13 protein-coding genes and 3 tRNA genes are annotated in these 10,586 nt (G+C 31.9%); 8 read left to right on the top strand and 8 right to left on the bottom strand.

Going from position 1 to position 10,586, the window contains the following annotated elements; all coding sequences use genetic code 11:
* The first annotated feature begins 131 nt into the window (after nucleotides 1-131).
* Nucleotides 132-1,205: a lytic murein transglycosylase B gene (gene mltB, locus B6C99_RS09620; RefSeq protein ID WP_086359628.1), complete on the top strand. Its 1,074-nt coding sequence runs from the start codon at nucleotides 132-134 to the stop codon at nucleotides 1,203-1,205.
* 109 nt (nucleotides 1,206-1,314) lie between these two features.
* Here the strand turns inward: mltB and B6C99_RS09615 are convergent, their stop codons facing one another.
* A complete protein-coding gene (locus B6C99_RS09615) occupies nucleotides 1,315-2,121 on the bottom strand; it encodes a sulfite exporter TauE/SafE family protein (protein ID WP_086359627.1) in 807 nt (268 codons plus the stop codon).
* Nucleotides 2,122-2,764: 643 nt separating this feature from the next.
* Here B6C99_RS09615 and B6C99_RS09610 point away from each other — a divergent pair.
* The gene (locus B6C99_RS09610; RefSeq protein WP_086359626.1) at nucleotides 2,765-3,391 is read left to right on the top strand and encodes a LysE/ArgO family amino acid transporter; all 627 of its coding nucleotides are present in this window, start codon (nucleotides 2,765-2,767) and stop codon (nucleotides 3,389-3,391) included.
* Between the two features lie 36 nt (nucleotides 3,392-3,427).
* Here B6C99_RS09610 and B6C99_RS13080 read toward each other — a convergent pair whose 3' ends face one another.
* From B6C99_RS13080 to B6C99_RS09585, 6 genes are all read right to left on the bottom strand, one after another.
* Entirely contained in the window at nucleotides 3,428-3,550 is a 123-nt protein-coding gene (locus B6C99_RS13080) for an SEL1-like repeat protein (protein ID WP_143413927.1), read from the bottom strand.
* A 15-nt stretch (nucleotides 3,551-3,565) separates the two neighbouring features.
* Nucleotides 3,566-3,916: a tetratricopeptide repeat protein gene (locus B6C99_RS09605; protein WP_086359625.1), complete on the bottom strand. Its 351-nt coding sequence runs from the start codon at nucleotides 3,914-3,916 to the stop codon at nucleotides 3,566-3,568.
* A 155-nt stretch (nucleotides 3,917-4,071) separates the two neighbouring features.
* Entirely contained in the window at nucleotides 4,072-4,689 is a 618-nt protein-coding gene (locus B6C99_RS09600; RefSeq protein WP_086359624.1) for a tetratricopeptide repeat protein, read from the bottom strand.
* 297 nt (nucleotides 4,690-4,986) lie between these two features.
* Nucleotides 4,987-5,062: transfer RNA gene (locus B6C99_RS09595), tRNA-Lys, on the bottom strand.
* Between the two features lie 17 nt (nucleotides 5,063-5,079).
* Nucleotides 5,080-5,155: transfer RNA gene (locus B6C99_RS09590), tRNA-Val, on the bottom strand.
* A gap of 35 nt (nucleotides 5,156-5,190) precedes the next feature.
* Nucleotides 5,191-5,266, bottom strand: a tRNA-Val gene (locus B6C99_RS09585).
* A 200-nt stretch (nucleotides 5,267-5,466) separates the two neighbouring features.
* Here B6C99_RS09585 and B6C99_RS09580 point away from each other — a divergent pair.
* From B6C99_RS09580 to tusA, 6 genes are all read left to right on the top strand, one after another.
* Complete coding sequence (locus B6C99_RS09580; RefSeq protein ID WP_086359623.1) at nucleotides 5,467-6,402, top strand: PilN domain-containing protein; 936 nt, start codon at nucleotides 5,467-5,469, stop codon at nucleotides 6,400-6,402.
* Nucleotides 6,395-6,871, top strand: coding sequence for a hypothetical protein (locus tag B6C99_RS09575; protein WP_086359622.1), 477 nt, complete (start codon nucleotides 6,395-6,397; stop codon nucleotides 6,869-6,871). The genes B6C99_RS09580 and B6C99_RS09575 overlap by 8 nt, the downstream gene beginning before the upstream one ends.
* A complete protein-coding gene (locus B6C99_RS09570; RefSeq protein WP_086359621.1) occupies nucleotides 6,868-7,221 on the top strand; it encodes a hypothetical protein in 354 nt (117 codons plus the stop codon). Before B6C99_RS09575 ends, B6C99_RS09570 begins: the two co-directional genes overlap by 4 nt.
* A 29-nt stretch (nucleotides 7,222-7,250) precedes the next feature.
* Nucleotides 7,251-8,561 carry a secretin N-terminal domain-containing protein gene (locus B6C99_RS09565; protein WP_086359620.1) on the top strand — a complete coding sequence of 437 codons (1,311 nt, stop codon included), beginning with the start codon at nucleotides 7,251-7,253 and terminating at the stop codon, nucleotides 8,559-8,561.
* Between the two features lie 116 nt (nucleotides 8,562-8,677).
* Nucleotides 8,678-9,484, top strand: coding sequence for a Cof-type HAD-IIB family hydrolase (locus B6C99_RS09560; protein WP_086359619.1), 807 nt, complete (start codon nucleotides 8,678-8,680; stop codon nucleotides 9,482-9,484).
* Nucleotides 9,485-9,510: 26 nt separating this feature from the next.
* On the top strand, nucleotides 9,511-9,741 hold the full coding sequence (gene tusA / locus B6C99_RS09555; RefSeq protein WP_086359618.1) for a sulfurtransferase TusA: 231 nt from the start codon (nucleotides 9,511-9,513) through the stop codon (nucleotides 9,739-9,741).
* Between the two features lie 39 nt (nucleotides 9,742-9,780).
* On the opposite strand, the gene B6C99_RS09550 is transcribed toward tusA, so the two are convergent.
* Nucleotides 9,781-10,185, bottom strand: coding sequence for a protein YgfX (locus B6C99_RS09550; protein WP_086359617.1), 405 nt, complete (start codon nucleotides 10,183-10,185; stop codon nucleotides 9,781-9,783).
* Between the last annotated feature and the right edge of the window lie 401 nt (nucleotides 10,186-10,586).

The following is a 10,586-nucleotide window of genomic DNA, read 5'->3' as shown; positions in this document are numbered from 1 at the left end:
CGCCATTTCGGATACAACATTAAATAATATTGCCCAAATTTCAGAAGGCAAAGAATGTCAAAATATTGTTAAATAACAATAAATAATTTAATATATCGCCTTTATTTTAATTAATTAAATATGGATGATTTATGCAACGTATCGTTATTTGTCTCATGATGATTTTATGGCTTGCTGCTTGTTCTAGTGGCGGTTCTTCTAAAACTCCTATGCAGAAACATCGAGGACATTCTGATGTAAAAGGTGGTGTTTATTTAGAGAAACAGCATGAACAGCCGAAACCTGATAGTGCACCTTTATCTGTTGATAAAGAAAAGTTTATTACCATGATGGTAAAAAAACATGGTTTTAATCGTCAACAGCTTCGTACAGTTTTAGAACAGACAAACAAACTTGATTGGGTAATTGGTTTAATGGATAAACAAGCACCTAAATCAGGCTCTTCGAATGTACCTAATGGTGCCTGGATTCGTTATAAAAATAAGTTCATAACACCGGGTAATTTGCCTAGAGGAGTCGAATTTTGGAATAAATATGACAAAGATTTGCAACGGGCTTATAAAGAGTACGGTGTGCCACCAGAAATCATCGTCGGTATTATTGGCGTTGAAACAGGTTGGGGCAGAGTTATGGGTAAAACCAAAATTATTGATGCATTATCAACGCTTGCATTTTATTATCCAAGACGATCACAATACTTTGCTAACGAACTTGAAGACTTTTTAGTCATGTGTCGTGATGAGGGTGTTGATCCATTCGATTTGAATGGATCGTTCGCAGGTGCAATGGGTTATGGCCAATTTATGCCATCCGCATTTAGAAAACATGCTGTTGATTTTAATCATGATGATCATATAGATTTATGGGATCCCGTTGATGCAATTGGCAGTGTAGCTAACTACTTCAAAGCACATGGTTGGCAATTCAACGAAAAAGTAGCCGTTGCTGCTGATGGTCAAGTTTTCCAACTTGATACAGGATTTAGCACAAAATACTCAGTTGAATACTTAGCTAAAGCGGGATTAAAGCCAAAAAGCTCTATTGGCGGTTATAAAGAAGTCAGTTTATTACGTCTGGATATGGGCGATAATTACCAATTTTGGTATGGTTTACCTAACTTCTATGTCATCACCCGCTATAATCATAGCACCCATTATGCGATGGCAGTATGGCAATTAGGTTTAGCAATTAAAGAAGCAAGATAAACTAACAAAGAGTTAAAAAAATCAAAGTAAAGTATTGTAATCATGCTTTTCTGCTTTATTTATTATATCTTTAAAAAAAGTTGAGAAGAGGGCTTTTATATTTTTTAAATCATGAAATTATAAGTTTTAACGAGATTAATAATAAGAAGATACCAAAATATTTGATTAGTTTATTTATTGATAATTTTTGAGTGATTTGTACTCCTATTTTTGCCATTGGTATACTAGCTAACATAATAGATAATACTGCTGGTAGATAGACAAAACCTAAACTATATTCTGGTAGTCCTTTGGTATTCCATCCGGCAATGATGTAACCAATAGTACCACCAAGTGCGACAGGTAAGGTAAACGCCGCAGAAGTGCCGATAGCTTTTCTTATATCTACTCCGCATTTCTTTAAAAAAGGTACCACTAATACACCACCGCCAACTCCAACTAATGCAGCAAATACACCAATTAATCCGCCAATAAGTATATAAATTGAATTAGGTAATGATGTCGCTCGGTTATCTTGTATTTTCGCAACTTTTCCAGTTTTTAGAATAAATTTGCTGCCTGTATAGATAAGGAAAACAATAAAAATCCATTTAAGCCAAATACCGGGAATATAAGGCGTCATGTAAGATCCACCAATGGTACCAATAATGCAACCTATTACCATCTTTTTTAAGATCGACCATTCAATATTATGATTTTTATTCTGAACCCAACTTGATGATAAACTAGTACCAATGATTGTTGCTAGAGATGAAGCAACTGCAATATGGTTTATCCATTGCCCACCATGTCCAAAATAGTTGAGTACCATGAGTAATGCTGGCACAATTAAAGCACCACCACCAATACCAAACATACCGGCAAGTAATCCAGCAAATGCTCCTATACAAAGCAAGATAATGAATTCAACAATCATACTCTATCCTTAAGTTGGCGCATTCACATACTTTAATAATTTGATTTTTTTGAATTATAATAAGATTTTTGGCAAACCTATTAAAAATAACTATTAGTTACATGTTATGGCAATATTGTATAAAGGCTGGCTAAAAATAACAATAGATTGTTAAATATTGATGAATTATATGTGAAAATATTTCTAATCTTTAATAAAATATTTGTAAAGTTTGGGTTAAACCAAACAAAAAGTGTAAATTTTGATTATTAATTTGTATGCGCCAAATTAATCTATCAGTTCGCTACGTTTGTAACAAGTATAATATTATAAAAGTATTTTTTTGATTGATCATTCAATATTAGAATTTTCATTCTGCTCCAACTTAATTTATTGATGCCAAATATCGTTATTAATGGTTTAGATAACCAATTGACGCCAAGATAAAGTAATCAATTACTATAAGTCTTCATAAATCAAAGCCTACTCTATATCAAACATACTAGCAATTATATTTTAATAAATTAACTATTTGAAATTAATTGCTAATAGAATAACAAGATGGTTTTATAAAATTTTCATAACTATAATCATTTTTAATAGTTATATAAATAATGGTTACCTTTTTATATAATGCTCCTTTTCATTTAGGATTTTAAGTTCAATGCTAACAGAAATATTACACGGCTCGATGATCTCGGCAAGTTTAATTATAGCTATTGGAGCCCAAAATTTGTTTGTACTTAAACAGGGATTACTAAAAAATCATATCTTTTTTGTTGCTAGTATTTGTTTTATCTGTGATTTTACCTTAATGGCTATAGGTATTTGGGGAGTTGGTGCATTTATTAGTAGTAATCCTATTATTACCAACGTGCTTGCTATTTTTGGCGCTTTATTTTTGATTTGGTATGGATTTAATGCCTTCAAAAGTGCAATACAAGGTAACAGTACTATGCAAATTGATTCTACTCAGCAACAAAAAAATGCGCTAACTAAGGTTATATTGTCTACTTTGGCTGTTACTTTACTTAATCCTCATGTTTATTTAGATACAGTTGTGATTGTTGGTGGTATAGCTGGTACTTTATCAACTGAGCAAAAATGGGCATTTTTAATTGGTGCTGTTTGTGTTTCATTTATTTGGTTTTTTGGTATTGGTTATGGTGCTCGGTTACTTATACCATTATTTAAACAAAAAAGAATGTGGATTATATTGGACTCAATTGTAGGCATCGTAATGTTCTATATTGCTTACCGACTTATTTTTTATGTTATTTATGGTAGTTGAATGTTACTAATTTCCCCACAGCATTCAACTTGAAAATTAATTAGCGTTAGCATGAGTACAACTTTTTTTATAACCATTTTTGCAGGCTAAATAATAATGTCTGGCTCTTTTAGGATCTTTATCAACTCCCAGTCCTTGTTCATAGATAATTGCTAACATGTATTGGGATCCTTCTTAGTTTTGAGCGGCTGCAAATTCAAATAATTCTCTGGCGTAGTTATGATTTTGCTCAAAGTAAGTACCTTCATAATAAGACATGCCTAAATAGTATTGCGCTAATGCTACTCCTTGGTTGGCTGCTTCGATTTCCAATTTTATACCTTTAGCCAAATCTTTGGTTAGTCCTCCCTCACCATTGAAGTACATAATAGCCAAATTATACTTTGCACAAGGATCGCCACCTTTTGCTGCTATTTCATAATATTGTCTTGCTTTAAATTTATTTTTTTTAACACCATTACCATTTGTATTACCAGACTCAATGGATAGTGTTATAAAATAATCTTCTGATTTAGCAAACGACATACAGGCATTATATCCATTAGGTTATGATTTAACGCTATAAATCGTCTATTTTTTGCTATTGAATTAAGTTAAGGCAATAGCACAATTATTATTTTCAGTGGAGTTTTTAACTATAAATAAGCAATAAATTGAAAAATATGATAATTTTTTCGGTATTAACTACATCCACAATCAACATTGCTAGTTTTTTGTTTTTTTGCTTGATTATTTTTCTTGATAATTGCTTGAACTTTTTTGGAAACTACTGATAAATGGTCTTTAGAATCTAAATAGTTTTGTTCTGCGGCTTTAGCAAACCATTGTTTTGCTTTAAAATAATTCTGTTTAACACCAGTGCCTTTATAATACATAGTTGCTAAAGTATATTGTGCTACAGGATCTCCTTTTTGCGCTGCTTTAGTATCCCATTCAATACCCTTTAGATAATTTTGCTTAGTACCTTGTCCGTTATAATACAACATAGCTAAACTATGCTGAGCACCAATATGTCCTTGTTTAGCTGCTTTTTCAAACCATTCTTTTGCTTTACTATAATCTGGTTCAGTTTTTTGTTCGGGCTCATTAATTGCCCCTTGTTCAATACCTTTAAATATCCGTTTTTTAACTGTATAACCATTAAAATACATTATTCCAACATGATATTGAGCCTCAGGATCATTTTGTTCTGTAGCTTTTTGATATTCACTTTCAAAATTTAATTCATGTTTTTCATCAGCAAAAGCCGAACCATAAGTGAACAAACCTAATGATAGGATTAGAATTAATTTTTTCATTATATACCCAGTAATTTTATTACTGTAAAAGACTGTAGCGAATTTATTCGTTATAGATAAATCTATTGTCGTTGTGTAATTTAGCTATTTTATAAGCAAGTTTACAAAAGTATCAATAGTTTTCTTTTGGTTAGTAAAATGTTGGGTCGTGAGCTAGATTATTCGGCACATCGTGTGCCTCACCCTTTTAAGGCCTACACAAGTGTTGTTCAAATTCGTTCCAGACGAATTAGTCGAACGCAGCGTTCTCTTCACTAAGTAATTTATCTGTAATGGAATAGGTGAAAGAAAAAAAAGTGGTGGGTCGTGAGCGATTCGAACGCTCGACAAACGGATTAAAAGTCCGCTGCTCTACCGACTGAGCTAACAACCCATAAGATAAATAGTAAGTGGTGGGTGATACCGGGTTCGAACCAGTGACCCCCTCCTTGTAAGGGAGGTGCTCTCCCAACTGAGCTAATCACCCCAAATGTTTTATTTCTAAAACTTCACGGTAAGAATTGGTGGGTGATACCGGGTTCGAACCAGTGACCCCCTCCTTGTAAGGGAGGTGCTCTCCCAACTGAGCTAATCACCCTTACCGTGTGGATGTGCATTATAAGTCGTGTCTTATTTCAGTCAACCTTTTTTTTCACTTTTAAAAAAAATTAGCTCTATTCGGTGTAATTTTAGTCATTTTTTGGGTAATACTTCGCAAAAATGGATTTTGTGGATTTATTTCTTTATATTTGTCTCTAAGATTGGGTGATATCGTTTATCAACCCATTTAAACTAAATATGACACTTTTTAATAAAAGTCGAATGGTAATTTATGTCGAGCCAATGCAACTGCGCTATCAAATAATAGAAACTAAAATGCGCAGAGAAGAGATTATAAATTTTAATGAGATTGTTTATCAAAATTGGACTGATATTGACTGTTTTATTCAAAATTTAAAACAGCAAGCCCCGAGATTAACTGCGATTGAATTGAATTTAAGTGATGATTATATAAAGTATCAGAAAATTGCATATCCAGAGGTAAAATTGACGCCAACCGAATTAGCCACATATGTTGAAGCATCTCTATATAAACTCTTTCAACAGTTTGGTAATCAGCTTTTTTTTGATTTTGTATCTATTTCACATAAAACATTAATGATTGCTGTCTGTGAGCGTGATACAGTTAATTATTGGATAGAATTGTTCCAAAAGAATGGGTTTACTTTGTTGTTTATGGGTAGTCATTTTGAAAGTAATTCATTTAACTTTTTACCATGGCGCAAGCAAAAAGCAAAACAGCACCAATTCCAGTTGCTTCTATTTGCTGTTAGTTTGATTGGAGTGATGAGTTGTTATTTTTTTTATCTTTTAATCAAAGCTCAGTCAGACTTATATCACTATTCCCAACTATTATCCGAGCAGCAAGCATCACAACAGCAGTTGAAAAGTGAATTATCAGGTTATATACCCTATCCGTCATCAAGCCAAAAACAGATCCAACAATCGCTACAGATGTTTTCAGAAAAAATGCCGACAACGATTTGGTTGAATCTATACGAATATGAATCTCAAAAAATAAAAATTACCGGTCGAAGTGTCAATTATGTGGATATTATCAACTTTAACCAGCTAGTTTCTTCCAATCATGATGTGAAGAACAGCCGAGTAAAAAATATCGAAAATAGTCATGATAGTTTGTTGTTTCAGATGGATATTGAGTTGAATGAATAATGATTTTTTAGAGAGACCAATTTGGCAACAGTACTTAATTTGCATTTTGTTACCGTCAACGTTGTTTTTTATTGGTTATCAATTTTTTATCCAAGATTTAAAGCTGCAAGCTGATCATCAAATGACCTTATATAAAGAAAAGCGAATTGAAACAAAATCCCTTCAAGCAAGAATTGAACGTTATCAAGCTACTAAAAATAGTTCGCTAACGTTGATAACAGAGCATGAACTTGCTAAAGCAATTGAACATTATAATTTAAGCTTAACATCTTTCAAACATGAACAAAATGATTTAGAAATTTATTGGGATGTTGAATTAAATGGGCCGTTTGCATGTTTTATGAATTTTATTAGCGATTTCAATAATAATTTTTATTATTTGAATTTTCAAAACCTTTCTATTAGTAAGCAAGATAGTTATTTGAAAATTAAATTTAGTTTACAGTTTAAAAGAGAGGATACACGATGAGCCGTTATTTATTAATATGTGTATTGATGAGTTACTGTTCAATGATTCATGCTGTTGATTGGCGCGATCCCTTTTTGCAAATAATTGAGCTTGGTTGTCAAGAACAAACCGATCTTTTAAATAAACAGCTCCAAGCTTGGCAATTTAGAGGATCTATTCAACGTGTTAATTATCAACAAATATGGCTTCTATCCGATAATGATTGGTTGGCGATTACGAATAATAATGTTCCTCATGTTTTGTTTCCATGGACAATTCAAGCTGTACTTAGCGATAAAATTCTATGGCAAGCAAATTTGTCCGAGTATTGCAACCATAAGATAATATGGGCAATGCCGTTAACTAAATAAGATAAGATTTATATTAGAGGTTGTAATTAATGAATCAATCTAATCAACCATTTAGTCAATTAGTTAGCCTATTAGAAAAAAATTTAAAGAAACTATTTTTAATAATTTGGTTAATGATTTTATCGATGCCATGTTCGGCAGAGCCTATAGTTTCGGAAAAGAATCAATCAAATGAACTTATTTCAATTAATTTTTATCAAACTGATATTGCAATTATTTTACAGGCTCTAGCCGATGATAAACTGATGAATTTAGTTATGATGGATGATATATCTACTAAGCAAACTATTAAGCTTCATAATGTAGATTGGTCAAAAGCATTAAAAGTTGTGTTAAATTCAGCAAATTTAGAGGCAGAAATTGAAGACAACATTTTATTTGTCTCTAAATCTATTGAGCCGGACTTATTAGCGCATAAAGAGTTGTTAGAGCAGAAAGAGCAGGAATTAAATCAGCCGTTAAATTTGTTAACTATTTCAATTAATCATGCCGATCCTAATAATTTAGTTGAGAATATTCAACAACAAGGGTTATTATCTAAGCGTGGTAAGGTAACTGTGGATAAGCGAACCAATTCAATAATTATTACCGACATGAATAAACAATTTGCTGATATAAAAAAATTAGTTAAAACTTTGGATCAACCCATTCCACAAGTTCATATTTCGGCCCATATTGTAACAATGAGTGATGAGAGTATGGAAGAGTTAGGGATTAAATGGGGATACTCAGGCAAATCTTCACAATTTTTTAATCAACTAAATGTTGACTTGGGTGTAGCTCATTCGTCGTCTTCTGTCGGTTTTAATTTAGCTAAACTTTCGGGGAGTTTGTTAGATTTGGAGCTTTCCGCATTAGAATCGGAAAATCAACTTGAAATTATTGCTAGCCCAAATTTGTTAACGGCAAATCAAAATATGGCGTCAATTAAACAAGGAACGGAAATTCCTTACGAGGTGTCAAATGGCAGTAATGGTTCAACATCCATTGAGTTTAAACAAGCGGTGCTAGGTTTAGAAGTCACTCCAAAAATTGTTGCTGGTAATCAAATGATATTGGATTTATATATCACTCAAAACACTACTGGCCGTTCAATTAAGCGCCGCGATGGGGGCGAAGCGTTAGCAATTGAAACACAAGAAATTAGAACGCAAGTCAAAATTAAAAGTGGCGAAACGGTTGTGTTAGGCGGAATTTTTCAGCAAGTTAATAATGTCAGTAAAAATAGCGTTCCAGCCATTAGTAATATACCGATTATTGGTAATGCTTTTAAAAACAAAGCAAAAAAACAACAAAAAAGAGAATTAGTTATCTTTATTACTCCGCAATTAGTTGAGTAAATAGTCATGGAGTTGTATCATACTTAAACTTATTTTGTTACTTTGTTTTGAGCATACTAACTCACAGCAAAATATAGTCACTAGAATTACAATTTATTATAAAAGTTGAGAATATCATGTTTCATTTTGTCGCTTCTGATTTAGATGGCACTTTGCTAAATACTGAGCATAGTTTATCGCCATTTACTAAAAAAATTCTTCAAGCTTTACGTCAAATGGGGATTCACTTTGCCTTTGCTACTGGTCGACATCATATCGATGTTGGTCAAATGCGCGAAAATATGGAAATCGACGCTTTTATGATAACTTCAAATGGCGCTAGAGTTCATGATAGTCGAGGTAATTTAGTTTTTAGTCGTAGCTTTGAGCCTAATATAGCCTGTGAGTTAGCACAAATTTGTCAAGACAGTCCATATGTTTATACGCATGTTTATCGTGGTGATGATTGGTTAATTAATAAACCAGATGCATATTCGCTTAGTTTTTTCACTGACACGCAATTTAAATATCAGTTTTTCGATCCGCGTAATTTTGCCGCTGATGATATTGCCAAAATTTATTTTACCACTTCTGATGTTGCACATAACTATCATTTGATTGAACTAAAACACAAAATTGAACAACAATTCGGCAAAAAAGTTAGTATAGCTTTTTCTACAGCAAACTGCCTTGAAGTGATGGCGGAAAATGTAACCAAAGGTAGTGCATTAAAATTAGTGGTTGAAAGCTTAGGTTATCAGCTTAAAGATAGTATTGCCTTTGGTGATGGAATGAATGATTATGAAATGTTAAAAATAGCAGGGAAGGGTTGTATCATGAAAGATGCAAGTCCTGAACTTAAGTCATTACTTCCTGAACTTGAAGTAATTGGATCTAATGCTGATGATGCTGTTCCTCACTATTTAGCTAATCTTTTACTTTAATTTGAATAGTTATATTAACCATAAATATGATTGTTGATAAAGATCTTAATACTCTGGGCTTGCGTTGCCCAGAACCCATTATGTTGGTTCGTAAAGCGATTAGAGAATTAGCAGTTGGTCAAATCTTACATGTTATAGCTGATGATTTCGCTACAACTCGTGATATTCCTAGCTTTTGTCGGCATATGGATCATCAATTAGTGAATGCTCAGATTGAATCAGTACCATTTGAATATTGGATTAAAAAATCACATTAATAAATTGATCTGAATAATTTTCAATTAAATTCATTTTCATTACGATAAATCAATTTGTTTTAAATGATAGTGTAATGTGCGCCAATCATTAGGCTCAAGGTTATCGATCATTAAAAACAGTACCCTTCTTTTGCCATCGCGACATGATTTTAGATTTAAAATTACCACATAACGTAAAAGCAGTGGTTTTCGCATTAAATGCCAACGTTGTTTATACCAATAAATTTGGTGTATATAATCAAATAATGCCAGTTCACCGTTTATAGTTCTAAAATAATTGACACTACGCCACCATTCAACGATTGAAACTAAAATTAAAATATAGATATAACAATTCAAAGATGTATCGGCTAACTGAATAAAACTGATCATAATTAAAATTAAATAAAAACAACTAGAACCTAATAATTGTAAAAAAGATGGAGTAAGATTTGTGCTCCACATATTAATATTCTTAAATTGATGTAAAGCACAATTATTTAATTGTTTTATCTGTTTTATTTAAAAATATAAAAATATTGTGAGATAATACGCAAAATTCTTGAATAATTTACTAATAATACGGTTAACATCGTCAATTTATTAGCTATTTGGTTGTTGTTTTATAACATATTGGTTGTAGTAATTTATTAATCAATGTATTAGTAACGATATATAAAAATAGCAATTAATTTTAATCTAAATTTCTTATTTAAATTAAAACAATTAATGGTTAAAAATTTGATTCAAGTTTTATTTGCAATATAGATAATTATTGCTTTTTATTTTGAGTCTTATCGAGTAAGTAGTATACTCGTCGGTTAAAAATGATATTAATAAATATAACAACAGTTTTATTATCTTTC

Origin of the sequence: Gilliamella sp. N-G2, assembly GCF_002142215.1 — a bacterium.
Taxonomy (GTDB): Bacteria; Pseudomonadota; Gammaproteobacteria; order Enterobacterales; family Orbaceae; genus Gilliamella.
The sequence above is the reverse complement of the archived record's forward strand: the minus strand, read 5'-3'. Positions and strand labels throughout refer to the sequence as shown.

Excerpts from the sequence above, each read along its gene's own strand:
- B6C99_RS09565 (WP_086359620.1), top strand. The coding sequence starts at position 7,251 with ATGAATCAATCTAATCAACCATTTAGTCAATTAGTTAGCCTATTAGAA.
- mltB (WP_086359628.1), top strand. The coding sequence starts at position 132 with ATGCAACGTATCGTTATTTGTCTCATGATGATTTTATGGCTTGCTGCT.
- B6C99_RS09580 (WP_086359623.1), top strand. The coding sequence starts at position 5,467 with ATGACACTTTTTAATAAAAGTCGAATGGTAATTTATGTCGAGCCAATG.
- B6C99_RS09560 (WP_086359619.1), top strand. The coding sequence starts at position 8,678 with ATGTTTCATTTTGTCGCTTCTGATTTAGATGGCACTTTGCTAAATACT.
- B6C99_RS09550 (WP_086359617.1), bottom strand. The coding sequence starts at position 10,185 with ATGTGGAGCACAAATCTTACTCCATCTTTTTTACAATTATTAGGTTCT.
- B6C99_RS09600 (WP_086359624.1), bottom strand. The coding sequence starts at position 4,689 with ATGAAAAAATTAATTCTAATCCTATCATTAGGTTTGTTCACTTATGGT.
- B6C99_RS09615 (WP_086359627.1), bottom strand. The coding sequence starts at position 2,121 with ATGATTGTTGAATTCATTATCTTGCTTTGTATAGGAGCATTTGCTGGA.
- B6C99_RS09570 (WP_086359621.1), top strand. The coding sequence starts at position 6,868 with ATGAGCCGTTATTTATTAATATGTGTATTGATGAGTTACTGTTCAATG.
- B6C99_RS09575 (WP_086359622.1), top strand. The coding sequence starts at position 6,395 with ATGAATAATGATTTTTTAGAGAGACCAATTTGGCAACAGTACTTAATT.
- B6C99_RS09605 (WP_086359625.1), bottom strand. The coding sequence starts at position 3,916 with ATGTCGTTTGCTAAATCAGAAGATTATTTTATAACACTATCCATTGAG.
- B6C99_RS09610 (WP_086359626.1), top strand. The coding sequence starts at position 2,765 with ATGCTAACAGAAATATTACACGGCTCGATGATCTCGGCAAGTTTAATT.
- B6C99_RS13080 (WP_143413927.1), bottom strand. The coding sequence starts at position 3,550 with ATGTTAGCAATTATCTATGAACAAGGACTGGGAGTTGATAAAGATCCT.
- tusA (WP_086359618.1), top strand. The coding sequence starts at position 9,511 with ATGATTGTTGATAAAGATCTTAATACTCTGGGCTTGCGTTGCCCAGAA.